Raw genomic sequence first — 26737 nt, 5'->3', positions numbered from 1 at the left:
TATGTGCCCTTACTTGTTTATTGCTCCTTCTCCAGCATTCTTCGCTACCCAAACTACTTTTTATGTGACCCCATTCCTGATCATTGTGACCCGGTTCGGATTCTATGTGCCCTCAATCGTTCATTGTTCCCTCCTCCAGCATTTTTCGCTACCCAAACCATTTTTTATGTGACCTCAATCCTAATCATTGTGACCCATTTCATATTCTATGTGCCCTCAATCGTTTATTGTTCCCTCCACCTGCATTTTTCGCTACCCAAACCATTTTCTATGTGACCCCAATACTGATCATTGTGACCCTTTTCAGATTCTATGTGACTTCAATCGTTCATTGTTCCCTTCACCAGCATTTTGCACGCCCTATTCGATTTTTAATGTGACCCAGTGCATCTTACCAAATCCCATTCAAAATCTGCCAAACAACTACTACCCACACAAAATAAAAAAGCAACCCAAAACCAAGAGGGTTACTTCCTATTCATTATTTAAAAAACACCTTATCCACATTATATTTCGCTTGAAGCTTGTTAATGATGTATGTTTCATATATTTCTCGTTCGGTTGGATCTTCTACAAATAGAACCGTAATTTTGTGAATTTCATCGCGATGGTTCTTTATTGGTGAAACATTATCCTCGAAGTGCTTGGTTACCCGTTGGCGTAGTTTTCTTGCTTTTCCTACAAACAGTAATTCTCCAGCCTTGTTGTAGAACAAAATCATGCCGCCTTTATCTCTGGGAATCAATCGGAAATCCGTGAATCCATATTGAGTGCAGATAACTGGATCTTTAGCATCACCTGCTTGTTTTTGCTTTGTAACGACTACATCTGGTTTTGGAATTTCTATTTTAATCAAACGATCACATCCTTATTTTTCATCATGAAAACTTATTATAGCATTTTTCCCAATTAATATAAAAAGGTGATTTCGTTTTATCCTATACATCTTCCATTCATATTTTTTCTAGAATTGGTAAAACTATTTTTCATGTATCAATGAATTTACCGTCGGAGGTAGCCCGGATGCAGCAACAAACAATTCCTGAAGCGCTAAAGTTCTCACCTTTTTTTGTGTTTTTTCTAGTTGTAATGATGCAACTTGGATCAGCAATTAGTGGTTTTCAGAAATATACTTCTTTGTTTGCAGGATATGATAGTTGGCAGGCTGTTATCTTCGCAGGGGTGACAGCGAATATTATTATGTGGTTCATATTTAAACAAGCAGAAATGGTAAAGGGTGATGTTTGTGATATTCATTGGGCTGTTTTCGGGAAATGGGTAGGGGGTCTTTTCAATTTACTCCTTGCTATTTATTATTTATGGTATGCGATAACCATCCTAAGGAATTATATTGAAATCGTTCAAGTATGGATGTTTCCTGATTTAAGCACCTTTTGGTTTACTGTCAGTTATCTTTTATTATGTATCTATATTATTTTTGGTGGGATACGAACGATTGTTGGAATCGCTTTTTTTTCAATTGCCCTAACGTTCTATATCATATATTTACAAGGTTATACCATTCCCTTTTCTGATTTCCGGCACTTTTTTCCACTATTTAATCATTCTTTTAACGATGTTCTGAAAGCATCTGAAAACATGTCATTTTCTATCACAGGGTACGAAACAATCTTAATTTACTATACTTTTATTAAGAGCTCAACAAAATCTAAGAAATGGGGACAACTTGCTTTAATCTTTACGACCATCATATATTTATTCACAGCGTTTCTTACATTTGCTTATTTTGCGCAAGATGAATTAAATAGGGAAATTTGGCCAACATTAACACTTTATAAAATTGTGAAGTTACCTGTTGTCGAACGTTTTGAATATATCGGAGTCGCCAACTGGTGTTTTATTATCCTACCAAGTGTTTGTTTATCACTTTGGTGTGCAAGCAGGCTATTGAAAAGAACTACTAAATTAAAGATGAAATATGGCGTATTTATACTAAGTTTATTTGTTTTATTTGGATGTATTTTTCTAAAAACAAAGTCACATATAACTATTTTGAATGAGATCATAAATAATTTGGGATTTATCCTAGATCACATTTATATCCCCATTCTGTTCGTATTGTTATGTCTCATTATGAAAGTAAAAACAAAGCGTAAAGCATGAATATTTAAAAGCGGCATCGGGAGGGAAATACCATTGATACCTTTCATTTCTATCCATCATACATCCTATCTAGAGACAGAAAAGTGGTGACATAAAGGACAATGGGGATATTTTTGTTGTATTTATAAACGTTGTTTTCAGTCACAAAAAAAAGAGCGATTTACACCGATAAATGTAAGTCGCCCTGACAATCAAATTTTACGCAGTACTAGTAATGTTACATTCGAGTTCGAAAGTGGTGATCGTTCTGAATTCACGGTTTCAAGACCGAATAAGGTCAATTGGCAGAAGATGATTTAGGTATCCTAACTTTTTAAGGCATGAGATATTTGAAAGAGAATATGAAAATCAAGCATAAATCAAGGTGCTTTTTCAACCTGGCTTTATTAATCTTCTCGTTTTTTTTCAAACGTTTACATAATAGTTTGGGCAGTTTTCATCCATAAAACCTTTAAATTAAGATGCGATTTTACTTTTGATGCCTTAATACAAACCCAACTACTACGATGACAATCTTACTTTATTTTTTATCGATAGGAGAATCATTAATGTTAATATAAATAAAACTATTAAAATTCCAATACAGGTAAAATAAGATATATTAGGGTAATATCCAAAAGTGTAAAATAATACTGAAGATATAATCACTAAGACAAATAAAAAAAGCTCAAAAATGACTCCCATTATTATAAATAGCAAATAAGGAATCACAATTCCCCTATGTGAAATATGCTTTAACGTCATTCCATCCCAACAAAAATCTGCAAATTTAATAATCTCCCGCATTTCATCCACCCCATAAACATACTTTTTATCTTGCCTTAACAGATCAAGACAAAGGCTAGTAAAAGCCCTAATAATCCAATTTCCTTGGCTGAAATAACCACACAAGTCGAATCGTTATTTTATATAGTATGTCCATCAAATGGATTATTTACCGCATATATGTTATTTTAGTACAAGGAATTTCAAATGGTGGAATACCATAAAAGTGAATTGGCATATAATGAAGTTCCTGACTTTTTCTATTAATTGATACAAACTTAACATGAACATTAATATTTTTTATATAAAAATAGGCATTCAAAACTGTAACACTTTTGAAAAGGATTCGTCTAATATGTATCAAAATTTTTCAAGGGGAATCCATTTATGAAAATTGGGGGATCATTGCATGATTAAATATAAAAAAGGGTCTATATTCATGGCATTAGGATTGGGACTTTCTCTCGTTCTTGCCGGATGTGAATCAGAACTAGACAAAAAAACGAACCAAACTAGTGATGTTTCGATAGCAGATAAAGGTAACTCACAACAACAATCATCAGGTACAAATCAAAAATCAGGCCAAAAAAATAAATCAACAAAAACAAAGGATAATACAGGAAAAACCGGTTCTAATTCTTCAAATAAAGTTACACCTCCTACTAATGCTTCTACTTCAAGCAAAAATGTCAACATGAGTGCTGTAACAGCGGTAAGACTAGCTGACCCTCTTATTGGATGGGTCGGGGGAAATGGCTGGATTGCGAAAACAACTAATGGTGGGAAAAATTGGGATGTAGATTATCAAGGAATTGGAACTGTTCAACAAATTTTTGCATTAAATAAGGATGAAGTGTGGGCTACCATTAACCAAGGTGGAAATAGTCTAAGATTATTACAATCGAGTGATGGCGGCGGGCACTGGTCATTGATTGGAACTACCCCTAATAAAGGGTATCTTCATTTTGCTTCAAACAGCGTTGCTCTAAGTGGTAGTGCCTATTCAACGGATGGCGGGAGAACATGGCATTCGATTTCTACTCCAACAAACATGGTAGGGCAGGCATATTTTCATGATTTACAAAACGGATGGGCAACTACGCAAAGCAATAACGTTTTATATGTTGAAAACACAACGGATGGTGGAAAAAACTGGAATGTAGTTCTAACGAAAAAGTTAGAATCATCATTAGTGGACACAACTATTCGATCTGCAGGAACTAAAGATGCTTGGGTTGAATGCATTGGTAGTAGTGGAATGACACAAACTTCCTACTCTGTTTTCCATACTAAAGATGGCGGTAATTCGTGGAAAACTGTAATTGCCAACTCAACCGCTGGCGGAGGACCTGCTCCAGGATTTAGTTCAGATTATACAAAAGGACCAAAAAATAACGGAACAAAACCTGGCCCACTTTATGTTGTGAGTCCACAGGTTGCCTTCATGGGCGGATCATGTCAAGCATGTGAAAATCCAAATACCATTGGATGGACAAAAGATGGCGGAAAAACATGGGAAAATAGCAATGCAGCCTTCAAAGGATATGGTGATGCTTACCTTGCCATAGCCGATGCAGATCATGGCTGGTGGATCACAACCGAAAACACAAAACCAAGCACCATGTACACCACCTCAGACGGCGGCTCCCACTGGACCAAAGTCTACACCTTCCGTTAGGGTTTCTGGCACTCAACAAGGACCAATCGATGATTGGTCCTTGTTGAGTGTACATAATTTATCGGATTTTGACAGCATTGCCTCGTATGATAATTTCCCTCTCTAATTCGAGATTGTAAAGTTCATTCATTTTTAGGCTTGAGATAGAATGATGTATTGGAGCTTCTGGTAGGGGTTAGTGGCTTTAGCCGTGGGAGTCTCAAATAGTTCTAGTAATACTTACTATTTTTAAAATTTTGGTGCCTGACACTCAAGTGTCAGGCACCAAAAACAGCACTATTAATCCGCGCTAGCTAGGAATTCGCTTACGACTCGGATATATTCTTCCGGTTCTTCTAAGTAGGCATAGTGTGCGCTATTTTCATATACATGGAATTTCGCTCCTGGGAGTTTACGACTCTGTGCCTCTACTGTGCTTGGAGCAGCTTCATCGTATCGTCCACATGTAAATAACGCTGGGATTTGAATTTCTTTCAATCGTTCGGTTACATCGAAGCTTTTTAGATTTCCGGTTGTACAAAATTCAGAAGGTCCCCACATAGTGTTGTATACCACATCATTGGATTTCGCATATTCCGATTCCGCTTCTTTTGGCTTTGACTCTAGACGGAATACAAAACGCTTATTAAATTCCTTTATTACCTTTTTATATTCCGCAGAATCGGTTGTCCCTCCACTTTCATGCGTTGCTATTGTATCTTGTACGTCCTGTGGAAGCTGTTTTAAGTGTATTTCTTGATCTCGCTCCCACTGTGGTGCACTTAAGCATGGGCTGGAGAATATCACGCTTTTTACCCCTTCAGGCTTTGTCAATAAATAACTCGCAGCAAGCATAGTCCCCCATGAATGCCCTAAAATATGTAATTGCGAAAGCCCAAGGGCTTCTCTTATTTGCCCTAATTCTTCCACAAATCGGTCGAGATGCCATAAAGAAAGATCATCAGGGTGATCTGATCTTCCAGAGCCGAGCTGATCGTAGAAAATCACTGGTCGTTCACTTCCAAGCGCCTCAAGTTTGAAGAATGGAACATGTGTCCCGCCAGGTCCTCCGTGTAAAACAATCACTGGAGTTTTATCACCATCTCCTACTTTTTTATAAAAAATTTTTCCTCCAGTTACAGAAACATAACCTTCTACCATTTTTACACATCCCTTCCTGTATATCTTTCGTTGGTACGGCAATATATTTACATCATCTTCGCTTTGTTCCTCGTATTTTTTAAAGAACCCATTGCAAAATTGCTTTAGCAACTCCGTCCTCTTCATTTGTGCTAGTTACCCAATTTGCTGCTTCTTTCACAGCTTCTTGTGCATTTCCCATAGCTACGCCTAGACCTGCGCTTTGGATCATCGCAATATCATTTAGACTGTCTCCCATAGCCATTGCATTCTGCATCGTAATTCCTATGTGCTTACACACCTTTTCAAGTGCGTACGCTTTACTAACTCCAAATGGATTCACTTCAAGATTCGTTAGACTAGAATTCGTCACCTGCAGCTGATGCTTGTTCAATTCTTGTGAAATGGTATTGCGGGCATCATCATCCTCCACATCAAAGCCAAACTTTAGCCATTGATACTCGGACAACGCTCCTTCTTCAGGAAATTCATCTATAAATATTTTTTCTACTGTATGCGCCCAAAACTTGGTGTTATGTTTTTGCTTCAAGTCCCACAACATTTTGATTTGTTCCACTTGGAGGAAAGTTCTTTCCAATAAACTTCCGTTTGAATCCCAAATTTCACCGCCATTTTCAGTGATGATGAAAGAATTCAATTGGAGAGAACGAGCATACTCTTCCACATGCCGAAAGGGACGCCCTGTACTTAGTACAATATGTATACCTTTTTCTTTCGCTTCTGTAATTGCATTTCGGTTCACTTGTGAGATTTCATGTTTATTGTTTAATAGGGTTCCATCCATATCTAAAGCAACTAAACGAATTTCTCTCTTTTGAATCTTATTGTCCAAATCAACTACCTCTTTTCTCTAGCGCTTATTCATCTCCTCTATTTTAGGCATAAAAAAAATTTAATGCCAATAATTGAGAGCTGGCATCCAAAATGACCATCCCAGGTAGACAAAAAAAGCCAAATGTCCACGGGTAGTGAAATTTCAAGTGCGAATTTCACTCGGTGCCTGGCACTCTATAATTGCTTTTTGAATAGGCTGATTGGATGGATTTCATCTTTCTCAAGTTGATTGACGATTTGCATTATGACATTGTAGTCTCTTATTTCATCAGGATCGAATTTTTTTAAGTCTGCTAATGTCACCCATTTAGCATCTAATATTTCCGCTTCACTTAAAGAAAGGTATCCTCCTGTCACTTCTCCTATAAAATGAAACATAATAACTTGATTATTGAGGGAACTAATAAAATTGTATACTCCTGTTGTGGCTGTTAGCTTGACATCATATCCTGTTTCTTCCTTCACTTCTCTACATGCCGCTTGCAATATGTCCTCTCCAGATTCTATTCGGCCAGAAGGAAATCCCCATTGTTTATAAGCCTTTTGCATTTTTTCCTGAATCATAAGGACTTTATCATCTTTTACTATCGATACACTAACAACTAAAACAATTCCATTGTTCAAAATAGTTGTCACTCCTTTCATTCACACTATGGCACCTTTCACTCATAGTTTTAAAATCTGCCAGATTTCTATTTTTGATAAAAAAAATTCCTACTGTCCACTTGAAGCGCACAAAACAGCATTTTGTCCACTGATGGTGACAGGCACCATATCGGCACCTTATATCGATACCATATATCTATCCTTCAGTAAATTGCGGTGGTGTAGCTCGTGTCCTGCAATAATCCAAGCAAGAGCCCGAACAGTTACAGCGCCTCCATTGGCATTTCCTTCTTTCAGCCAATCTCCATCCTTTAGGCTTTTCAGTAAAAGGACGGTGGTATGGCGAACAGCCTCTAGATTTTCGAGAAGCTCCTTGATGGATAATCGGTTAAATGAAGCATTTTGAACGTAGCTGTCATCATTATAACCTGGAAGAGGAGTTTGCTCCCCACGTGCAACGCTAAGAAGACGATAGCTCATAATTCTTTCGGTATCTGTAATATGGCCAACGACTTCTTTTATACTCCATTTATCTGGGCCATATTGAAAATGTGCTTGATTATCTGTTAACCCTGTAAGCAGCTCCATTGTTTCTCTGACTTGTTCTACTAAAATCTCTTCAATATTTCCCTCTGGAACAAGATTTATATATCTTTCATAGTAAGGTATAAATTCATTTATCTTTGGTCTTTTATCCATCTCTTTCAAACTCCCTTTCCATTATCTATTATTGTTTCGCCATTGAATTAAGCTTACACGTCGTTCTCCAATTCCGAACGGTTGCCGGTACACCTAACTTTTGAAGCTGAATCGCTAGCTTGGAGTTTCGAATACTTTGTCGGAAAAATAAATATATCTCTTTTCCTATTAATTTGCATTTCTCATCATCAGTTTCAAATTGATGTAAACGATCCATAGCCTCTTGTGATGGTTCTTCTCCTAAAAAAGCTACATGAACGCTTTCTCCCTCTAACAAATTATCTGTCGAAAACGGGCATTGCTGGATTATCTCTTCTAGCTGTGTCGATGTCCTTATGATAACAGAAACCGGGAAACCAAATTTCGTTTCCACTTCATTTTCTATTCGTTCCTTTAAGGTTTTTGCTTCTTGATTACTTGTAAACAATACATTTCCACTTTGAATATATGTCTTCACATTTTCTAAACCCATTGTTTCAAAAAGCGATCGCAATTCTGCCATTTTAATAATATTATGGCCGCCAACATTGATTCCTCGAAACAAGACAATATAGTTTGTCATGGTACACCACCTTTTGCTATTATTTTCTACATTCATGGCAAAATTACCTTTCCCATCATTTACTTCAAAAGAATATACCTTTATGAACTTGTACGCTAGTTAATACTTAATAATTTTTACATAAAAAAATCCCCCCATCTGTTTTTCATGGAGGGAATAAATATATCTTCATTTTAAGACAAAAAACTAAATAACAACGCTAAAATCATTCCAACGACAATGAAGGCAATTATCGTATAGAAATTTTTGTACCAATTCTCAATTAGCTGTTCGGATAGCATTTTATCTTTCTTTGCCTGGCTTAATTCTTTATTAAATCTATATAAACGCGTTGCTGGTATTAGAAACAACACTAAAGCAATCATACCTATTAGGATCCTTAGGCATTCCTTCATTTTGTGTCCTCGATTCATTAGAAGTTACCTTATTTTATCATGTCTTTATTTCCAAACATGTATCCTTTATGAAATTTCGAAATTCTGTCATTTTTATACTAGAAATTATTTAGTGATATTTATCATAATACGTAACCTAAAATTACCGTGGAATCATTCCAAGGAAATTATTTACTGGCGATCAAAGTAAACAGTCCAGGAATTTTGTTTTCGATACCAATAGGTGCATTTTCAGGAAATGCCCACCTTATTCCTGCTTCTTCTTCTAATCTATCTATCTTGAGCCCAGTGCGAACAAGAGAAGTAACAATTTCCCCCAATGTCCAGCGCCGAAGCAATACTTTTTCCGAAGAAGACCGTTCCTTTTCAGATAGAAGAGTGCTGTAGGCAACGTCTCCTTCTATTACCGTTTGATCAAAATAATTTCCGCTTTCGCCCAAATTCACTACTTTTGAGGCAAAAGGATGATAGTCTCTTAGAATAAGTACTCCACCTGGTTGCAAGGCTTCGTAAATTAAGGTGAAAAGCGGCTCAAGATCAACAAAATAATGTAAAACGCCTAATTCTAATAAGATATAATCAAATTCAGCAAGCTTTTCTTCTTCTGAAATCTTCAATACGTCTGAAACTATGTATCTGATTTTTATCCCTGCAGCTTCTGCCAACTCCAATGCATATTTTTGATTATCATGTGAAATATCCACTACCGTCACATCTGCTCCTAATAATGCAAGGGATACAGCTTTATTTCCTTTCGATCCAAGTAAATTAGCAATCTTCTTCCCTTTCACATCACCCATATAGGGCAAATAATGTGAAACAGCTTTCACCGGATCTTTTTTCAACACTTGTGCATACTCATCCGGCATTCCATGCCGATTCACCCATGCCTGATAAGCAGATTGGCTCCAGCTTTTTTGATTCTGTTCACTGATGTGTTCCTGATTCATTAGTTCACCTCTTTATTGAATAGTTCTTTATTCACACTTAATTCCCCTCTATTTCATAGGAACAAATGCCCGTGGTGTTGCATCTCTAGAGTACGGATTTCGTATTCTTCGACGAGACCAACCGAAACACACGAGCTCATCCCCTTACCAACATGGTGGAGACATAGAAATCCGATAGGCGCTGAAACTAGACGTAAACATTTGTTGGGAAAATTATCCACAGATTTGATTTTATAAGCGACAAAAAACATTCATAAGCTCCCACTCACAACCCAGTATGTAAATGTTAACCGATCTTCTTTCACTGTGCTGTTATTCGTCCCTCATAAAGGCTTGTTGAAATTTGAGGGGTTCATTTCACTTGTTAAAGCAGGTCGACCAACAATCTATTTTTTACACAAAAAAAAAAAGAGACCTCCGCGCTAGCGAAAGTCCTTCCATCAGTCATTAAGCATAGTGACATGCAGTATATTGTTCTTTTTCAATTTCCTTCCATTCAGGTATGACTTGTTTACATTTTTCTCTGGCAATAGGGCAGCGAGTGTGGAACGGACATCCTGTTGGTGGATTTGCTGGGCTTGGAATGTCTCCTTCCAAATGGATTCTTTCTCTTTTTTTGTTCACATCCGCTCTTGGAATTGCAGATAATAACGCCTTTGTATAAGGATGTTTTGGTTCTTTATACAATTGTTTAACTGGGGCTAATTCCACCATATTTCCGAGATACATGACGAGAACTCTGTCGCTAATATACTTCACAACCCCTAAATCATGCGATATAAACAAGTATGTAAGTTTATAATCTGCTTGCAATTTTTTTAACAACTTTAAAACCTGTGCCTGTACAGATACATCTAATGCCGAAACCGCTTCATCGCAAACAATAAAGGATGGATTCAAAGCTAATGCCCGTGCAATGCCTATCCTTTGTCTTTGTCCGCCACTAAATTCATGGGGATAACGGTCATAATGGCTTTCATTTAATCCGACTACATGTAATAAGGCAATGACTTTTTCTCTTCGTGCTTTCCAATCTAATTTTGTATGAATGATAAATGCTTCTTCTATTGCTGCTCCTATCCTTTGTCGCGGATTAAGAGAGGCAAAAGGATCTTGGAAAATCATCTGCATCTCTTTTTTCAGTGGTTTCAATTGATGTCGGCTATAGCCCGTGATATCCTGTCCTTTAAAAATTAATTCTCCATCTGTTAAGTCCTCTAAGCCAAGAATGGTCCGTCCTAATGTTGACTTTCCACAACCAGATTCACCCACGACCCCAATCGTCTCTCCTTCATAAATATCAAGACTTACACCATTTACTGCCCTTACACTTTCCTTCGACTTAAACAGCCCACTTTTGATCGGGTAGAACTTCTGCACATTACGTAATTGATAAAGCGCCTTCGTTGTCATGGATGTTTCCCTCCCCTAGCCAGCATTTAACCTTATGACCTTTTTCATTCGAAAAACTAATTGGATCTTCTTTTTTGCAAATATCCATCGCTAAAGGGCAGCGTGGATGAAAACGGCAGCCAGGTATTATTTCATCTAAAGCAGGTAAAGTACCTGGTATTGCTTCAAGCTCTTCTTCTACTGCATCGATATTTGGAACAGAAGCTAAAAGCCCCTTTGTATATGGATGTTCAGGATGATTAAAAACGGTTTCCACATCACCCTCCTCTACAATATTCCCAGCATACATAACAATGACACGATCTGCTATTTCTGCGACAACGCCCATATCATGTGTAATCATTAATACGCTTGTATCGATTTTTTGCTTTAGTTCATTTATAAGATCCAATATCTGAGCCTGAATGGTAACATCCAGTGCAGTAGTTGGTTCATCTGCAATAAGAAGCTGTGGCCTGCATGCCAAAGCAATCGCAATCATTACCCTTTGCCTCATCCCTCCGCTTAATTCATGAGGGTATTGATTCATTCGCTTTTCGGGAAGAGATAATCCAACTTGCTTTAATAATTCAATCCCAGCTCGATGGGCATCTTTTTTCCCCATGTTACGGTGAATTCTAAGTGGTTCTCTTATTTGAAATCCAATCGTGAACACCGGATTTAGTGCAGTCATAGGTTCCTGAAAGATCATGGAAATATCATTTCCACGAATCTTTCTTAACTCATCCTTTTTCATTTTGGTAAGGTTTTTTTGATTGAACAAAATACTTCCATCTGTGATACGCCCATTTTCTGATAATAGTCCCATGATAGACAATGCAGTAATGCTCTTACCGCATCCTGATTCACCTACAATACAGACAGTTTCACCTTTATTAATGGAGAAAGATATGCCATGGACAGCTGGGAGATGTCCCCCAGCCCTCTTAAATTGTATGGTTAAATCTTTTACCTGTAAGATGGCTTCTTGCATAATGATACCTACTTTCTATATACAGGATATAATGACCACTGACCTGTTGGATCAATTTGTAGCCCTTTAACTGATTTGTCCATTGCACCTGTTACGACGCCATGGTTCATAACTATCCATGGAGCATCATTTACAACAAGTTTATTTGCCTCTTTTAAAAATTCTTTTCGTTTATCCTGATCGACCGTATTTCGTGACTCTTCAACAAGCTTGTCGAAAGTAGGATTGGAGTAATACGTAACATTCGATGAACCTGCATTATCACTATGAAGGTTAGGATATAAAAGCTCACTTCCATCCCCTGTACTATTACTCCATCCTAAGAAGGTAATATCATATTTTCCTTGCTTACTAACATCTAAGAATGTACCCCATTCCATTGTTTGAATCTTTACGTTTAAGCCAACCTTCGTTAATTGATCTTGGACAATTTCTGCCATTTTCGTATATGCCGGTGTATTCCCAACAAGCATGTCTACTTTTAGACCCTTCCAGCCATTCTTTTCGATTAGCTGTTTTGCCTTTTCAGGGTCGTAATTATATCCTTCATTTTCTTCGGATGGATCGTATCCAAATACTTTTGGTCCAATAATGCTGTTCGATTCAATTCCAAGACCCTTTAACTGATCAACATATGCCTGACGATCCATTGCATAAGCAACAGCTTTTCTAAAATCAAGGTTTTTCATAGGCTCTCTTTTCATGTTAAAACCTAAGTAAGAAACCGGTGTGCCTGGAGCTTTAATTGTCGTAACGTTTTTTAAGCTTTTTACTCTGTCCCATTGTTCTGCTGGAATACCATCAATAAATTGAACCTGTCCTGTCTGTAACATAGATATTTCTGTATTAACGTCTGGAACGACTTTAAATGTGACTGTATCAAGCTTTGGTGCACCTTTCCAATAATCCTTATTTTTCACTAATGTCACATGATCACCAGGAACATATTCTTTTAATTTAAATGGTCCTGTTCCAACAGGTTCCTTCATTAAGTCTTGCTTCTTATCAGCAGTTGGACTAACAATTGAAGCGTTTGTATGTGATAAAGCAGCTAAAAGCGGACCATAAGGCTTTGTTGTTGTAATGACCACAGTATAATCGTCTTTCACCGCAATATCTTTGATAGGTTGAAGTAACGATGCTCTTGGTGCAGCTGTCTTTGGATCGCGAATTTTGTCAAATGTGTATTTTACTGCTTCAGCATTAAAAGGTGTCCCATCCTGAAATTTAACATTTTTTTGTAAATGTATAACCCATGTAGTATCATCAGGAGTTTCATATGATTCAGCTAAACCAGGCTTTATTTCCATTGTTTTAGGATCTTTTACAAACAGAGTTTCATAAATTTGGGTAATAATTGCAGCAGATACTGAATCATTTGTCATAATCGGAGAAAGTCCTACAGGTTTTGTTGTAGACGCATATGTTAATGTTTGCTGCATATTTTTTGAACTGGAAGAATTTGAGGTTGAACTGCTGCAACCAGCCAGCGCAGCCCCTAGTATAAAGAATATTCCGACTAGAAAAACCATGGTTTTCTTCATTATTGAACACACTCCCTTTAGTTATTAGTTTTTATGATCGATGGCTCTATTCGTAAACATTGGTGCTATAGAAAGATTTAAAGGAGAACATTCTCAATGTTTTTACGAGCGCTGCCCTGACCTCTTTATTTTTGCGTACCTAAAATTCTAATAAAAAATTAATACGAAAACAGACTTAACGATCGATATTCATATTTGGATCTAATGCGTCACGAAATGCATCTCCCACAACGTTAAAAGCAAAAACAGCTAACATGATTGCAATACCAGGAATAATCACCATATGTGGAGATGAAAACATATATTGCTGGCCAACTGAAATCATCGCACCCCATTCAGGCGAAGGAGGCTGAGCCCCTAATCCTAGAAAGCTTAATGATGCTGTAGAAATGATTGCTGTCGCCATATGCATGGTGGCAAAAACGATAATAGGTGCTGTACAGTTTGGCAAAACATGCTTTACCATAATACGAAAATCGCTTGCCCCTAATGATTTCATAGCCGTTATGTATTCTTGCTTCTTTACAATCAATACACTTCCTCTGACAATTCTGGCACATGAAGGTACTGACCAAATACTAATGGCAACTACTACATTGACTAAACTAGTTCCCAAAATGGCAATGATTAGCATCGCCAGCAGAATTCCAGGAAAGGCGAACATCAGGTCCGAAACGCGCATAATGATTCCATCTAGCCACTTATAGAATCCAGCTAACATTCCAAGAATCACTCCAAAAAAGGTACCAAAAATAACGGAAAAAAGACCAACTAATAATGAAATACGGGCACCAAATACTAATCTTGTCCAAATATCCCGTCCATAGTTGTCCGTCCCGAGCCAATGCCCCATTGAACCAGGCTTTAACTGTGCCTCTTTCAAGTTTTGTACAACCGGACTATATGGTGTCAACCAATTCGCAAAAATGGCACAAACAATCAGAAAAAAAATAATAATAAGCCCTATTAAAGCAAGACGATTCCTTAAAATTTGCCTTACTGCTTTGGAAAAAGCGGACTTTTCATTCACTTTTTTTGGTTGGAGTGGTATCTCTTGATTTACAACGGGTGTTTGTGATTGCATTTACACCTCTCCCTTTTTATTCATAATTAATACGTGGGTCAATGATGGTGTAGACAATGTCCACAAGTAAGTTCACTATTACAAAAATACCGGCAACTAAAAGAACTGCTCCTTGAACCATTGGAAAATCCCGTGCTGAAATAGATTCAATCATCAGGCGCCCAATACCATTAATAGCAAACACTTGCTCCGTAATAATCGTTCCACCCAACAATCCACCAAAATTTAACCCTATTACCGTAATGACTGGAATCATCGCATTTCTTAAAGCATGGACCCAAATAACTGTTTTTTCCTTTACCCCTTTCGCTCTTGCTGTTCGAATAAAGTCCGCCCTAATGATTTCCAGCATAGCCGAACGACTCATTCGAGCAGTCATCGCTGCAGAACCCGTTCCTAAAGTGATTGCAGGTAATAGAACTTGCTTGAAACCTTCCACTGTCCAAAAAGGATGATCTAATCCACCAACAGGCAGCCATTGCAAATTTACCGCAAAGATAATAATAAGGATGGCACCAAACCAAAAATTCGGGATTGAAATACCTGCTAGAGAAAAAGTAGTACTAAATGCATCTAGCCAAGTATTTTGTTTTAATGCTGAAATAATCCCTGCTGGAATACCGATAATAATGGAAACAATCACACTTGCAATTGCAAGATTAACTGTGTTTGGCAATCGGACCATTAGAGCGTTAGCAACAGATTGCTGCGATTGAAAGGAAAATCCCAAATCCCCATGCAATAAGTTAATAAAATAATGCCAATACTGTACTAGTAATGGTTGGTTTAACCCCAATTTTTCATGAATGGCTGTAATGTCCGATTTAGTGGCAGTAGGTCCAGCGATGATTGCAGCGGGATCACCAGGCGCTAAATGCATACTTAGAAAAACAATGAATGAAATACCAATCAATAGAAATACCAATTGTACGATGCGTTTTACGATTAATGTAACCAACATGACACCTCCATCCATTTATAAGATAAATTATTTTCTACCAGCCCCTCCTACCTCAGATAGTCAAAAAGTCACCCATACCAAATTACCATTCAGCTGAATTTTCGCTATATAGACTAACGTTTGTTAATCAAAAATATTCTTTATCTTTACGAAGGAAAGTATATTTTGATTATTCAAGATTATATGACAGGCTCAATCCGAAAATCAATTAATTTTTCTAAAAATGACGAATATACTATATATTCCGTTTGTTTATTTAGATAATTTGACTCAGTATGTTAAAAGTAAATAAGCCAAAAGACTATAAGTAATGCTAAATAGGCTATGTTTATTATTTTGAGTAAATAGAACTAGTATAAAGCGTTCTTTTATATTTTTTATAGAGAAATACATAATGTTATAAAAAAAAAATGGCCCTGATTTCAGGGACAAAAAAATTATTTCGTATCAAATACTTTATTAAATTTTAAAACATCCAAGTATGCTGAATTTCCTACGTCTTAGAGGGACTTGTTACCAACCAAGTTGGAGCTAATATCGGAGATGCTTATAACCGTATTGTGGTTAAAAAAAGATATATGTCTTAAGTTGCTACAGTATATAAAGTATTAGAATTCTTCTATACTTGCATAAGCTGTTTAGCCCGTTCTTCCGCTATTGTTAAAAGTTCAATCCTAATCCAGCTGTGCTCTTCTATTTGTTTAATCATCTGCCGTGCTGTCTCAAAATTGAAAATGACATACCCTGTTTTTTCATTTTCAAAATCATATGGTATAAAATGATCTACTTTTGCCAACAGCCATACTGTATAGGTATCCGTCGATTCCCAGTACCAAGCTGCAAAAGGATGCCTATCCTCGCTAACAACAAGCCCAACTTCCTCCAACAGTTCACGATCAAGAGCTTCCTCAAGTGTTTCCTCCCCCTCAATTCTTCCGCCAATCGTCGTTAACACTTGTTCATCCTTATCCCAGGCCATGACGATATTGCCATCTTCGGTTATCGGTATACAATGCACTCCAGCAATTCTTTTATCTGTTGGCAGTTCCACTACCTTTTTCAGCATGAAGATTCCTCCTTAACGCAATCAAGAATTAGTGATGGAAATGCGAGTTTCTCCCGATTCCTAGGATCATATTTTTTCGAACGAAAGATAATCCCATCTTCCCCGTCCCATTCTTCTTCATGGAATATTTCATTTTCATCGAAATATTCAAGTAGATTCACCTTAAATCCTGCACTCTCGAAAACTTCTGTTAATGTTTGATAATCATAGACTATTTTATGACTTGCAGCCGGGTGATCTTTTGGACCGGGACCACCTACCTTCACAACAGCTTGATAAGCTTCATCAGGAAATAAACCATCCGGAACCGCGCAACGGACATAGCCGTTCAGTTTTAAATACCGATAACAAATTCTGGCCGCTTCCAATCCTTCTTGGTATGTAAGATGTTCCCAAACATGTTCCGCCAAAATTGCGTGTATAGTTCCCTCTTTAAATCGTTTTTCCCATGTCATCTCATCTAATAGATTAAGTTCATTTTCCTGTGTATGTATCCAGCCGGGGTTGTTGTTAAATTCACCGGCTCCAACAACTATTTTCATTTCTAATACACCCACCTCATTTTCATTCATAAATACATTCGATTTTTTTATTAAAATTCCTTTAATGTTGAAAACCACTCAGAGATGGATAGGCCATAAAAAAAGACCCTTCACAACGAAAGGTCTTCTCCTTACAATCATTTTATTCTGCTTCCCCAACAACCGTAAATCTTTCATTCACATGAGCAGGATTTTCAATCTCATCTAGCATCGCAATCGCATAATCTGCATAACTGATATAGCTTTCCCCTTTAGAATTGACTAACAGCTGATCTTTTCCTTTTTGATAAGAGCCTGTTCGTTTTCCTTGTGGGTCAAAGAATGCAGAAGGACTAATAAATGTCCAGTTGATTCCAGTAGATGCTTGTAAATCTTCAAGATTTTTCCCTTGGTTAGTAGCTGTTTGTAAATATGCTGTTGGAAAATCTGGTGTTTCTAATACGCGTACTGTTTTACTTTCATCTGTATATAAGCTTCCTGCCCCACCAACAACAACAAATCTTGTTTGTGGAAGAGTCTTTAATGCGTTGATTAATACTCTTCCCGCTTCAATATGCTGTACTTCTTGTCCAGGTGCCGCAGAAAATGCGTTAACCACTACATCGAATCCTTTTAGGTCCTCGGATGTTAGATCAAAAATATTCTTTTCTAAAACTTTAACGTCTTGATTTTGAATTTTAGAAGCGTTTCGAACAATTGCAGTAACCTCATGTCCTCGATCAATTGCTTCTTTTAAAATAAGGCTTCCTGCTTTACCAGTTGCACCGATAATTCCAATTTTCATTATGAACACTCCTTTTAGATGTAACTAAAATGATTACATGTAATAATATAAGTTACAGGTTTATATTTGTCAATCTTTTTTACCGTTTGTTGTAACTGATTTTGTTACATTTGATATGATATAATAAGGAATAATTGATAAAAACGAAGGTGAAATCATGTCAATAAGCAGCCGTTTTGCTGTTGGAATTCATATATTATCGCTATTAGAAATAAACAAGGACACAGTAAATTCCTCAGAATTTATCGCTAGTAGTGTTAACACAAATCCAGTTGTTATTCGTAAAATTATGGGAATGTTAAAAAATGCTGGGCTAGTTAATGTTCGACCAGGAGTCGCCGGTGCGGAGCTTGCAAAGGAGCTTTCTGAGATAACATTATTGGATGTCTATAAGGCCGTTGATGTGGTACCTGAGAAGGAATTGTTCGGCATGCATGAACAACCAAACCCAGATTGTTTAGTTGGCAGAAACATTCAAAGCGCCATTGTCCCGATTTTTTCTACGGCTCAATCTGCTTTGGAAAAAGCTCTTGAGAATATCACGATTGAGGATGTTGTAAAGGATATATTAGAAATGGAAAAAACAAATTAGTAAAGACATTCCATTTACAGAATGTCTTTTTTCGTCTCTTATAATACTTTCTTCATCACCCATGACCCACTATCATCTTCACCAATTTTGATAAATCCATTCTTTTCATACATGTTTAACGCTGGTACATTTTGTGGATTTACGCTGAGGGAAAGTGCTTTATAGCCACACAACCTTGCAAGCTTGAACAATTCCTTCATTAATTTTTTCCCAATTCCCTTTCCCCTTGCTCCAGATATCAGTGCCATCCCAAGCTCGGGTGTTTCCTCATCAACAAATCCATAACCTCCAGCATCCTTACTAAAAAAACGAATCCATATGGCGCCGAGTGGTTGGTTGCTTTCATCCACAGCAATTAGAGCATGATCATTCGTACGTCCCCAATCTTTGAGATATTTTTCAATTTCAGGTTCCTTTAAAATATCTCTACTAAAAGCTGGCTTTCCTTCCTCTACATACATGGATTCATATAACATATCCCACAAGAATTCCATGTCTTGTTTTTCAAAATTTCTAATACTATTTTCCATTTTCCCCATCCTTATTTTTTGTCTATTGATATACTTCCATCTTTCATTTGAATTTCCTCTTTTTATAGCATGTTTCTATTCTATGTGTAATACTTTGATTATTATGAAATTTTTTCGAAGTTTGAGAGGTGGGGAAATATGCAGCCTAAATTACCGTTGTTCTTAGTCGGTGCAAGTGCTTTTTTATGGGGGATCATCGGGATTTTTGTGACGAACCTATATAACGTCGGCTTCACGCCATTACAAATCGTTGCCATTCGTGCCCTTTTCGCATCTATTTCTCTAATTTTATACATAGTGATGAAAGATCGAAGCATGTTGAAAATCAACATTTCCGACAGCAAATATTTTATAGGGACTGGAATTATCAGCTTTGTACTGTTTAATTGGTGTTTGTTCCGTGCAATGGAAGTAACCTCTATTTCAATTTCTGTCATATTACTATATACTGCACCAGCCTTTGTAGCCATTTTTTCAAGAATTCTTTTTAAAGAATGGTTTACAACACGCAAAATGGTCGCTTTATTTGCCACTTTTATTGGCTGTGCCTTTGTCATCGGTGTGCTTCCATCTTTTCAAAGATCCATTTCTTTCTTAGGTTTTCTATTCGGTGTTGGTTCCGGTCTTTTCTATGCCTTGTACAGTATTTTTGGAAAATACGCTTTGCAAAAATATAACACGATAACAGTCACCGTCTATACGTTTATTTTTGCTGCAATTGCCGTCACACCATTTAGTGGATTATGGTCCGCAGCCCATTTATTTTCAAGCATAAACGTTTGGTTTAATATAATTGGCCTTGGTCTATTTTCCACATTATTCGCCTTTTTACTATATACGAATGGTTTAACAAAAATAGAATCAAGCCGTGCATCCATTATGGCTACGATTGAACCTGTTGTTGCATCAATCATGAGCTTCCTAGTATTCAGCGAAACCTTGCATTTCTGGCAGTATATCGGAATTATTATGGTCATTGCGGCGGTTATATTTGTTCAAGAGTCTGGGAGAAAGGGAATAATTCATTCAAAAAAGTCTTCGCTAAGCAATAATTAAGCGTAAGTGGAGGTATAATGATGATATTCTCCAATTTTAGTAGTAGAATTTTCATATTCAGCATGTGTCGGTAGCCGAATGGACCTAAACAAGGAGGAATCAGCCCGAATCTACTATCGAACAGACCGATTCTCTTGTTAAATGGACCGAAATTGACAGTGAACGGACCGATTTGGGTATTTAGACCTAAATCAGTCAGCATATTAGTAATGACCAGTAATATGAAAAGTAGCATGACCTTTAGAAATAACCCTAAATACGGACCCACACTTATCCTCGGTCAATCTCTAAACAAATGATTCAGGTGATATATTCTCGCTCTCCCAACTCCAGTATGAGGTAAACTCATTGATTTCATGATATTATTCACTATATTTTTAGATGGGAGTTGAAGAAAATCACGGATTCCCTGATTGGAGATCGTTGTTCCAATAATAAGAGCATAGTCCTTTAATGCATGAATATGTGCCGTTTTTGATATGAACCCGCAAGTTCGACAGACCCATTTTCCATGTGCTCTCATCATGGGGATTGCTGAACAATTTGGGCAGTGGACACCTGTTAGGATTTCACTATTATTAATATGGAATGCTTCTAAAACATCATATTCCTCTGGAGTATGTTTTTTTATAAGGAGCTTCGACAGTTTTGCCCATTGATTGGCGGTTAGCATTGCCTTTTTGTAATACTTTTCAAACTCAGCAATCTCAAAGTTAATATGAATTGCCTTAGTGATAATTTGATAGTCTTTAGATTTGCCGATTTTTTTGATGATGGTGGAAGAATTGCTGATGACAACAAGAGGCAGTATGGGGATATCCGGAAATTTATGTTGTTTGAGCCACTCTTTTAATTGAAGCTTGTGCCGTTTCACTTGAGAGATAGGATCTTGGTATGCTCTTTCCTTATCTCCATTTTGTTGAATAAGCTGATGGAAGTCATTATCGAATGTGATGGTCCCACTTATATGTTTGACATCCATAGTTGTAATAAAATAGGGAGTTGAAATGAGGGTATCTATCTGAAAATGGTGACCGCGGGTATTTTGGAGCCTAAGATCGTGTAAAATGTGGTACCTTCTCTCCTCTAAAAAACTTAAATGGTAGTCTACGGATTTCTCACCTTTATAACCTGCTCTTCTTTTTGCTAATTCTTCGCCAATGTTGGTCTTTTTGGAATGTTTAGGTGAAATTCTTCGGTCCAAAGCTTCTAGTTTTTCGAGCTTTATTGGAATTTTGCGTTCCTTTTTTATCATTTATTCAACTCCTTTTGTTTTCTACGAACTATATTCTATAAAAATTAGGATATCCCTGCCCAAAAATAGAAGTGATTCGCACAAACTGAGCACTTTCTCCAAATCGGTAGCAGCTCTTCATCTAAAAATCTGCATTCCTCTCTAAATAGCCCGAAAATTAATAGATTCGGCCCGAATCAGCTTCCGATTGGACCGAATCTCTTATTAAATGGACCGAAATTGGCAGTGAACGGACCGATTTGGGTATTTAGACCTAAACCAACACCCGCACCTTCCTCATATTCCCCCAAGTAAAAAAACTCACCAAAATAAGAACTGTAAAAGCAAGCAAAATATTATTAATTCCAATGTGGCTAATAAGGGTTCCTGTTAACAATGCAGATGATATTTTTACAAAAGAGGCAAGAATTGTCCTTAAGCCGATGACTCTTCCAATATATTCTTTTGTCGTATTTAATTGAATGAGTGTTTGGATAATAATTAAGTGTGACATGGTGAATAAACCCAGAATAAAGATACAAATTACCGCCGTTACCCTGAAGTCATTCAAATATAACAAAAACGAAGAAATCATCATCCCGGCCATCGTAACCATAATCACTTTCTGTTTCCATTTTTTCAGAAAATACATAACGATCAAACCTGCCGCAATTCCCCCTATGGAAAAGGCCATTTCAAATGATGAATACAATCCGCTTCCACCGCGAAATTGATTGGCTAGAGGGAGCATTAAAGTCGTGGTCATTTGGATACTTACACTATTTAAAATCGAAAGGAATAATAAAAATTTCATTCCTGCCTGCTGATCTATAAAATTCCAACCTGCAAGCAACTCGGATATATAATGAATTTTCTCGGACCGTAGTTGTTTCGGTCTTACCCTTTTGACCAAAAAATAAAGAGTTGCTGCCACCAAAAAGGTTAATGAATTTATCAAAAAACTTGTAGATAAAGATAGCTCCACCAAAAATAAGCCGGAAATCCCCATACCAACAAGGGATGCCGCTTCACTCAAAGAAGCAGCCTTTGAAATCACAAACGGAATATCTCGATCGGAAAATGCCTCTTTGACAAATGATTGTGATGCTGGTTTATAAATGGTGTAACAAACTGCGAGAACAAATTGCAAAACATAAAACAAGACTGCAGATTCCACTTTGAAAAAGATCAATCCTGCCATAATGAAGACTAACAAGAAACGCAGACAATCCGTTATGACGACGATGTTTTTTGAATCATGGTGGTCCACATAAACGGAAAGAAATGGTGTCAAAATGATACTTGGCAAATAGTAGATTGCAATCATCAATCCTATTGAAGCGGCTTCACCAGTAAGATGGAAAATATACCACATTAATGCTATTTGCTGAACTCCGTCTCCAAAGCCTGTAATGGTGATGCCTAATAAATAGTTAACTTTATTTCTCATAAAAAGGACCTCTAATCATGCTATTTTTCTTCAGTATAAAATGATTTTTTCATAAGTTAAATTACAAAAATGCTATAATTAAATATAAGTTTTTCTTATATTTCTAAACAAGTAACAACTAGATACATATCTCCCCACAAGATAATCCCCCAATTTTATTTAAAATTATCAAAATTTTTGAAACCGAGCGAACCTTACTATCCTCTAATAGATGAAAGGAGGCTAAGGAATGGATGAAATAAAACTAGTTAAAAAGGCGAAAAAAGGGGATGCGAAGGCATTTGAAGAGTTATTGTCTTTACACTCCGATCAGCTTTATAGAACTGCCTATCTTTATGTCGGGCATAAAGAAGATGCCCTCGATATTGTGCAAGAAACGGCATATAAAGCATATTTAAGTTTAGAAAGCTTGAAGGAGCCACAATACTTTAAAACGTGGCTGATAAGAATATTAATTAATACTTCATATGCATTATTGAAGTCCAAAAAGAATGTAATTCAGCTGAATGATGAAAGTCATATTGAAAGTATTCCTAGCAATACTGTTCACTCTGAACTGACCATCGATTTACAAGAAGCTATTCAGCAATTAGATGAAAACTATCAAAAAGTAATTATTCTCTTTTACTATCATGACTTACCAGTCCAGCAAATCGCATGGAATATGAATGTACCTGAAGGAACGGTGAAAACTTATTTGCACCGGGGAAGAAATGCGCTAAAGAAAGTATTAGAAGGAAGTGAACCCACATGGATAAACAGTGGATTGATGACGAAATGAGTAAGATAGATGTTCCGAAACAAGATGTTCATTCTGCTATCACACAGGGAATCTTGCAGGCTCAGAAGGAAAAGCCTAGATTCAAAATAAAGAATCGAATTAAAATACCAATCATCGCTGCTGCCCTAGCAGTCAGTTGTTTAGGCTCAGGATTTGTTTTCCCAAAAATGAAAACGGTATTAGCTGATGTTCCAATCATTGGTAGCTTATATTCACAATATGATACTGTTGGAAAAAAGCTGGAGGAAAAAAATCTAGTAACAAAAGTGAATCAAAGAGTTGTGAACAACGGTATTGGTATGACAGTTCAGAATGTATATTTCGATGGGGCACGGATGAGTATTATTATTAAAGTGGATGATCCTAAATTAGACATAAAAGATTTTGAATTTAAATATAAGCTTGCGGATGGTAGCGATAAATGGCAGACATCCTATCAAGGTGGGGATGAAATGACCTCTCAAGGAATTGTGATGGATTTACAAATTGATTACCCCGATAAAGAGCTTCCAAAAAATATGATATTACCTTTGACTATTACATCGGGAGATATTCCAGAAAAGGCAAAAAAGTCGATGCCCAATTTAATAGAAGGACAGTGGGACTTTAAGATACCAATTCCAAAATTACCATCTGAAAAGATTAATGTTGCCAAATCTGTTATTAGTAAAGACAAAGAGCATGAATTCCAGCTCGAATCAATCACATTAGGAAATGAAACATCTTCGCTGGATTACAAAGCTATTCATTCCCTTATTGGTAAAGATGATTTAACTAGAGTCACTAGAATCACGGATGATAAAGGAACAGAAATTCCTTTCATGACTTCTGGAGTTGAATTTGGCAGAAAACAAATTGGCGATAAAATTGTATCAGAGGAACGTTCTAACTTTGAAAAAATACCAGAGGATACTAAGTTTATCACACTCTATCCTTATGTACGGGAAACGGACATACTTGGGATTCATTCATTAAATGCACCTACCCCATTTGTTATGAAAGGGAAAAGAAGTGACCTTAAGCTTCTAGTCAATGATATTCAATATAAAAAGAAAGATAACGAATTGGTCGTACTTTTCAGAATTGAAGGAGCGAGCAAAGGAAAGAATGCAGAAAATCTACAGAATTTCATTGAAAATATTAACTTGGAAGACTCCTCAATGGCTGGAAAACCAAATATTCCAGTTGGACATCTTCTTAAAGGAAATCATGTGGAAATCATCAATGCGAAAAAATTCGAATATAGATCGACCTTTGAATTAGATGGACCAAACGGATATAAAGAGTACGGATTACCAAATTTCAGCCTAAAAGGATATTCATTTGCAGTACCATTTACACAAGCACTTCCTGAGAAAGAATTGCCACCGCTTAGAGTAGATTTAAAATAGCTAAACCAGACTCCATGAAAAATTCATGGAGTTTTTTCATCACTAAAATAGAGCCTTATGTCCCAACCACTCATCCAAATCAACATCTCCTTGCACAGATAATAATCGGTAAAAATATCGATATGGAAGTCGAAACTCCTGCAAATCAGGAATAGGCATGATTTTTTCATAACCAATCTTAAATTCCTTTGCCGATTGCTCATCCAATATGTACTCTAATCCAATAAAATCCAGCTCTCTCGGTGCTATTACATAGGCTTCCGTATCTACTAATCCCGTAATCTCCTTGCCATTAGATAAAAATTGGGAAGGGTCTATATCCACTAACACAAACGTGGAGGATTCGGGATGTGGCAATAAGTTGAAAAGTTCCGTGATCTTTGGCAGCATGGTTACTATTTTTTCATTGTCTGAGTGAAATCTATAAACTAGTTCGGATGCACTCTTGCTTAAGTGTAGATGAAATTGATGTAGAGGCACTTGAAAAATTCCAGAAGGATCTCCGGCAAAGCTTTCTCGATGTTGATGGATTGTTGCCAATCCTTCCCCAAGACTCCGCAGTACAGATGAAGGCTGATTAATAAAAGATGGAACAACCTGACCATCTAATTTTTCAACGACAACATACTCTCTCTTTGATTTTCCTATTCTAATTACTCTTGGTACAGGCATAGAACTAATTTTACTTAAAGTATTATTTACACTTTCCAATGCAAATACATTTCTCGGATCTATCCCAAATGTATTTTTGCAGCCCCACCAAAAATCATTGTTTGGTTCTTCTTTTAATCTGGAGGAGCGCACCACTACCTCTTGATCGTTTGTTTTAACAAGCCAAACATCACTTGCATGTCCAGAGTAACCAGGGCTAAGCTCCTGAATTTCTATGATGGTATCTTCGAATAAAAACTGTAATTCCACTTGCAAAACCTGCTTTCCTCAAATAAATCTCTCTAATAATTTCGAGTAAGCATCTGCTTATTCCTTTTTTTCTCTATGCTCTCCTTCGTAAATTGAAATCCGTATAGTACCAATGCTCGAAATAACAGAACAAGGACAAGTTGAACACGATTCAGTTTAATTAATGAAGTGATCCCCAAACGTTTCAAGATCGACATACCAATAGTTGCAAATGCTACATGTAAAAGAAGATTACTTAATATATAGGATATAAATTTTCCATAGGTGTTTTTTAAACTCCAAAAAGCCGATGCAAAAAAAGGACCGAGGACAAGTGGTGCGCTGCCTTTTAACAGCGGATGAATGGTTGTATAATACTTCCACCAATTGCGTTTCTCTGCGATGATATCTATTACTTTGGATACCATACTTATAAAAATTGCTGCCGGTAGAAATCTTTTTATCGCCTTTCCACCTAAAAACGGTAGCGTAAACCACGGCAGAATCATAATTAAAAATAAAAGGAACTTCGGTTTTTTCATCTGCACACCTCCATTTTTAGGATGTGCAATATTCCTTTATTTTATTGATTTTCGCAAAACTATATTTCCTTAGGGACCACCTGTATAATACCCCCCAATTAATAAGCGCAAATTTGTTCAGAATGGACTAAAAGAATATAA

General features: G+C 36.8%; 27 protein-coding genes. 6 read left to right on the top strand and 21 right to left on the bottom strand.

The annotated features are described in order from the left end of the window. Positions 1-481: 481 nt before the first annotated feature. A complete protein-coding gene (locus AC3WJF_RS03940; RefSeq protein ID WP_492449798.1) occupies positions 482-856 on the bottom strand; it encodes a nucleotide excision repair endonuclease in 375 nt (124 codons plus the stop codon). 167 nt (positions 857-1023) lie between these two features. Between AC3WJF_RS03940 and AC3WJF_RS03935 the strand changes: the two genes are divergently transcribed. Next, positions 1024-2124, top strand: coding sequence for a GerAB/ArcD/ProY family transporter (locus AC3WJF_RS03935; RefSeq protein ID WP_492449797.1), 1101 nt, complete (start codon positions 1024-1026; stop codon positions 2122-2124). A gap of 1174 nt (positions 2125-3298) precedes the next feature. Further along, positions 3299-4567: a WD40/YVTN/BNR-like repeat-containing protein gene (locus AC3WJF_RS03930; protein WP_492449796.1), complete on the top strand. Its 1269-nt coding sequence runs from the start codon at positions 3299-3301 to the stop codon at positions 4565-4567. 279 nt (positions 4568-4846) lie between these two features. Here AC3WJF_RS03930 and AC3WJF_RS03925 read toward each other — a convergent pair whose 3' ends face one another. From AC3WJF_RS03925 to AC3WJF_RS03855, 15 genes are all read right to left on the bottom strand, one after another. Next, the gene (locus AC3WJF_RS03925) at positions 4847-5707 is read right to left on the bottom strand and encodes a proline iminopeptidase-family hydrolase (RefSeq protein ID WP_492449795.1); all 861 of its coding nucleotides are present in this window, start codon (positions 5705-5707) and stop codon (positions 4847-4849) included. 79 nt (positions 5708-5786) lie between these two features. Next, a complete protein-coding gene (locus tag AC3WJF_RS03920; RefSeq protein WP_492449794.1) occupies positions 5787-6539 on the bottom strand; it encodes a Cof-type HAD-IIB family hydrolase in 753 nt (250 codons plus the stop codon). A gap of 176 nt (positions 6540-6715) precedes the next feature. Continuing rightward, the gene (locus AC3WJF_RS03915; protein WP_492449809.1) at positions 6716-7168 is read right to left on the bottom strand and encodes an NUDIX hydrolase; all 453 of its coding nucleotides are present in this window, start codon (positions 7166-7168) and stop codon (positions 6716-6718) included. Positions 7169-7324: 156 nt separating this feature from the next. Next, positions 7325-7846 carry a DinB family protein gene (locus AC3WJF_RS03910; RefSeq protein ID WP_492449793.1) on the bottom strand — a complete coding sequence of 174 codons (522 nt, stop codon included), beginning with the start codon at positions 7844-7846 and terminating at the stop codon, positions 7325-7327. 28 nt (positions 7847-7874) lie between these two features. Then, positions 7875-8408: a DUF1697 domain-containing protein gene (locus tag AC3WJF_RS03905; protein ID WP_492449792.1), complete on the bottom strand. Its 534-nt coding sequence runs from the start codon at positions 8406-8408 to the stop codon at positions 7875-7877. Between the two features lie 173 nt (positions 8409-8581). Continuing rightward, the gene (locus tag AC3WJF_RS03900; RefSeq protein ID WP_492449791.1) at positions 8582-8803 is read right to left on the bottom strand and encodes a hypothetical protein; all 222 of its coding nucleotides are present in this window, start codon (positions 8801-8803) and stop codon (positions 8582-8584) included. Between the two features lie 167 nt (positions 8804-8970). After that, the gene (locus AC3WJF_RS03895; protein WP_492449790.1) at positions 8971-9753 is read right to left on the bottom strand and encodes a class I SAM-dependent methyltransferase; all 783 of its coding nucleotides are present in this window, start codon (positions 9751-9753) and stop codon (positions 8971-8973) included. Positions 9754-10200: 447 nt separating this feature from the next. After that, positions 10201-11166, bottom strand: a complete 966-nt coding sequence (locus AC3WJF_RS03890; protein ID WP_492449789.1) for an ABC transporter ATP-binding protein — start codon at positions 11164-11166, stop codon at positions 10201-10203. Further along, on the bottom strand, positions 11135-12139 hold the full coding sequence (locus tag AC3WJF_RS03885; RefSeq protein WP_492449788.1) for an ABC transporter ATP-binding protein: 1005 nt from the start codon (positions 12137-12139) through the stop codon (positions 11135-11137). The genes AC3WJF_RS03890 and AC3WJF_RS03885 overlap by 32 nt, the downstream gene beginning before the upstream one ends. An 8-nt stretch (positions 12140-12147) precedes the next feature. Further along, positions 12148-13683, bottom strand: coding sequence for a glutathione ABC transporter substrate-binding protein (locus AC3WJF_RS03880; RefSeq protein WP_492449787.1), 1536 nt, complete (start codon positions 13681-13683; stop codon positions 12148-12150). A gap of 175 nt (positions 13684-13858) precedes the next feature. Continuing rightward, on the bottom strand, positions 13859-14767 hold the full coding sequence (locus AC3WJF_RS03875; RefSeq protein WP_492449786.1) for an ABC transporter permease: 909 nt from the start codon (positions 14765-14767) through the stop codon (positions 13859-13861). A gap of 16 nt (positions 14768-14783) precedes the next feature. After that, positions 14784-15725: a nickel ABC transporter permease gene (gene nikB / locus AC3WJF_RS03870; protein WP_492449808.1), complete on the bottom strand. Its 942-nt coding sequence runs from the start codon at positions 15723-15725 to the stop codon at positions 14784-14786. A gap of 622 nt (positions 15726-16347) precedes the next feature. After that, positions 16348-16794: an NUDIX hydrolase gene (locus tag AC3WJF_RS03865; RefSeq protein WP_492449785.1), complete on the bottom strand. Its 447-nt coding sequence runs from the start codon at positions 16792-16794 to the stop codon at positions 16348-16350. Then, positions 16788-17366, bottom strand: a complete 579-nt coding sequence (locus AC3WJF_RS03860) for a class I SAM-dependent methyltransferase (protein WP_492449784.1) — start codon at positions 17364-17366, stop codon at positions 16788-16790. Before AC3WJF_RS03860 ends, AC3WJF_RS03865 begins: the two co-directional genes overlap by 7 nt. Before the next feature lie 112 nt (positions 17367-17478). After that, positions 17479-18120 (bottom strand): NAD(P)-dependent oxidoreductase, encoded by a 642-nt coding sequence (locus AC3WJF_RS03855; RefSeq protein WP_492449783.1) that lies wholly within the window; start codon positions 18118-18120, stop codon positions 17479-17481. A 157-nt stretch (positions 18121-18277) separates the two neighbouring features. Here AC3WJF_RS03855 and AC3WJF_RS03850 point away from each other — a divergent pair, with 157 nt between their 5' ends. Beyond that, the gene (locus tag AC3WJF_RS03850) at positions 18278-18712 is read left to right on the top strand and encodes an Rrf2 family transcriptional regulator (RefSeq protein ID WP_492449782.1); all 435 of its coding nucleotides are present in this window, start codon (positions 18278-18280) and stop codon (positions 18710-18712) included. A 38-nt stretch (positions 18713-18750) separates the two neighbouring features. On the opposite strand, the gene AC3WJF_RS03845 is transcribed toward AC3WJF_RS03850, so the two are convergent. Next, positions 18751-19242 carry a GNAT family N-acetyltransferase gene (locus AC3WJF_RS03845; RefSeq protein ID WP_492449781.1) on the bottom strand — a complete coding sequence of 164 codons (492 nt, stop codon included), beginning with the start codon at positions 19240-19242 and terminating at the stop codon, positions 18751-18753. A 138-nt stretch (positions 19243-19380) separates the two neighbouring features. On the opposite strand from AC3WJF_RS03845, the gene AC3WJF_RS03840 reads away from it, so the two are divergent. Further along, a complete protein-coding gene (locus AC3WJF_RS03840) occupies positions 19381-20298 on the top strand; it encodes a DMT family transporter (RefSeq protein WP_492449780.1) in 918 nt (305 codons plus the stop codon). A gap of 280 nt (positions 20299-20578) precedes the next feature. Here AC3WJF_RS03840 and AC3WJF_RS03835 read toward each other — a convergent pair whose 3' ends face one another. Beyond that, complete coding sequence (locus AC3WJF_RS03835; protein ID WP_492449779.1) at positions 20579-21553, bottom strand: NERD domain-containing protein; 975 nt, start codon at positions 21551-21553, stop codon at positions 20579-20581. Positions 21554-21806: 253 nt separating this feature from the next. Further along, complete coding sequence (locus AC3WJF_RS03830; RefSeq protein ID WP_492449778.1) at positions 21807-22982, bottom strand: MFS transporter; 1176 nt, start codon at positions 22980-22982, stop codon at positions 21807-21809. Positions 22983-23211: 229 nt separating this feature from the next. Here AC3WJF_RS03830 and AC3WJF_RS03825 point away from each other — a divergent pair, with 229 nt between their 5' ends. Then, entirely contained in the window at positions 23212-23763 is a 552-nt protein-coding gene (locus AC3WJF_RS03825; protein WP_492449777.1) for a sigma-70 family RNA polymerase sigma factor, read from the top strand. Next, entirely contained in the window at positions 23733-25154 is a 1422-nt protein-coding gene (locus AC3WJF_RS03820; RefSeq protein WP_492449776.1) for a DUF4179 domain-containing protein, read from the top strand. The genes AC3WJF_RS03825 and AC3WJF_RS03820 overlap by 31 nt, the downstream gene beginning before the upstream one ends. Positions 25155-25196: 42 nt before the next feature. Here AC3WJF_RS03820 and AC3WJF_RS03815 read toward each other — a convergent pair whose 3' ends face one another. Beyond that, positions 25197-26075: a phosphotransferase gene (locus AC3WJF_RS03815; RefSeq protein ID WP_492449775.1), complete on the bottom strand. Its 879-nt coding sequence runs from the start codon at positions 26073-26075 to the stop codon at positions 25197-25199. Between the two features lie 32 nt (positions 26076-26107). After that, positions 26108-26596, bottom strand: coding sequence for a hypothetical protein (locus tag AC3WJF_RS03810; protein WP_492449774.1), 489 nt, complete (start codon positions 26594-26596; stop codon positions 26108-26110). Positions 26597-26737: the final 141 nt, after the last annotated feature.

Source organism: Heyndrickxia sp. FW510-T9, from assembly GCF_058781025.1.
The sequence above is the reverse complement of the archived record's forward strand: the minus strand, read 5'-3'. Positions and strand labels throughout refer to the sequence as shown.

Bases quoted from the DNA above. Each gene is read 5' to 3' on its own strand.
- AC3WJF_RS03935 (WP_492449797.1), top strand. From the start codon at position 1,024: ATGCAGCAACAAACAATTCCTGAAGCGCTAAAGTTCTCACCTTTTTTT.
- AC3WJF_RS03930 (WP_492449796.1), top strand. From the start codon at position 3,299: ATGATTAAATATAAAAAAGGGTCTATATTCATGGCATTAGGATTGGGA.
- AC3WJF_RS03925 (WP_492449795.1), bottom strand. From the start codon at position 5,707: ATGGTAGAAGGTTATGTTTCTGTAACTGGAGGAAAAATTTTTTATAAA.
- AC3WJF_RS03910 (WP_492449793.1), bottom strand. From the start codon at position 7,846: ATGGATAAAAGACCAAAGATAAATGAATTTATACCTTACTATGAAAGA.
- AC3WJF_RS03905 (WP_492449792.1), bottom strand. From the start codon at position 8,408: ATGACAAACTATATTGTCTTGTTTCGAGGAATCAATGTTGGCGGCCAT.
- AC3WJF_RS03900 (WP_492449791.1), bottom strand. From the start codon at position 8,803: ATGAAGGAATGCCTAAGGATCCTAATAGGTATGATTGCTTTAGTGTTG.
- AC3WJF_RS03895 (WP_492449790.1), bottom strand. From the start codon at position 9,753: ATGAATCAGGAACACATCAGTGAACAGAATCAAAAAAGCTGGAGCCAA.
- AC3WJF_RS03890 (WP_492449789.1), bottom strand. From the start codon at position 11,166: ATGACAACGAAGGCGCTTTATCAATTACGTAATGTGCAGAAGTTCTAC.
- AC3WJF_RS03885 (WP_492449788.1), bottom strand. From the start codon at position 12,139: ATGCAAGAAGCCATCTTACAGGTAAAAGATTTAACCATACAATTTAAG.
- AC3WJF_RS03880 (WP_492449787.1), bottom strand. From the start codon at position 13,683: ATGAAGAAAACCATGGTTTTTCTAGTCGGAATATTCTTTATACTAGGG.
- AC3WJF_RS03875 (WP_492449786.1), bottom strand. From the start codon at position 14,767: ATGCAATCACAAACACCCGTTGTAAATCAAGAGATACCACTCCAACCA.
- AC3WJF_RS03865 (WP_492449785.1), bottom strand. From the start codon at position 16,794: ATGCTGAAAAAGGTAGTGGAACTGCCAACAGATAAAAGAATTGCTGGA.
- AC3WJF_RS03860 (WP_492449784.1), bottom strand. From the start codon at position 17,366: ATGAATGAAAATGAGGTGGGTGTATTAGAAATGAAAATAGTTGTTGGA.
- AC3WJF_RS03855 (WP_492449783.1), bottom strand. From the start codon at position 18,120: ATGAAAATTGGAATTATCGGTGCAACTGGTAAAGCAGGAAGCCTTATT.
- AC3WJF_RS03850 (WP_492449782.1), top strand. From the start codon at position 18,278: ATGTCAATAAGCAGCCGTTTTGCTGTTGGAATTCATATATTATCGCTA.
- AC3WJF_RS03845 (WP_492449781.1), bottom strand. From the start codon at position 19,242: ATGGAAAATAGTATTAGAAATTTTGAAAAACAAGACATGGAATTCTTG.
- AC3WJF_RS03840 (WP_492449780.1), top strand. From the start codon at position 19,381: ATGCAGCCTAAATTACCGTTGTTCTTAGTCGGTGCAAGTGCTTTTTTA.
- AC3WJF_RS03835 (WP_492449779.1), bottom strand. From the start codon at position 21,553: ATGATAAAAAAGGAACGCAAAATTCCAATAAAGCTCGAAAAACTAGAA.
- AC3WJF_RS03830 (WP_492449778.1), bottom strand. From the start codon at position 22,982: ATGAGAAATAAAGTTAACTATTTATTAGGCATCACCATTACAGGCTTT.
- AC3WJF_RS03825 (WP_492449777.1), top strand. From the start codon at position 23,212: ATGGATGAAATAAAACTAGTTAAAAAGGCGAAAAAAGGGGATGCGAAG.
- AC3WJF_RS03820 (WP_492449776.1), top strand. From the start codon at position 23,733: ATGGATAAACAGTGGATTGATGACGAAATGAGTAAGATAGATGTTCCG.
- AC3WJF_RS03810 (WP_492449774.1), bottom strand. From the start codon at position 26,596: ATGAAAAAACCGAAGTTCCTTTTATTTTTAATTATGATTCTGCCGTGG.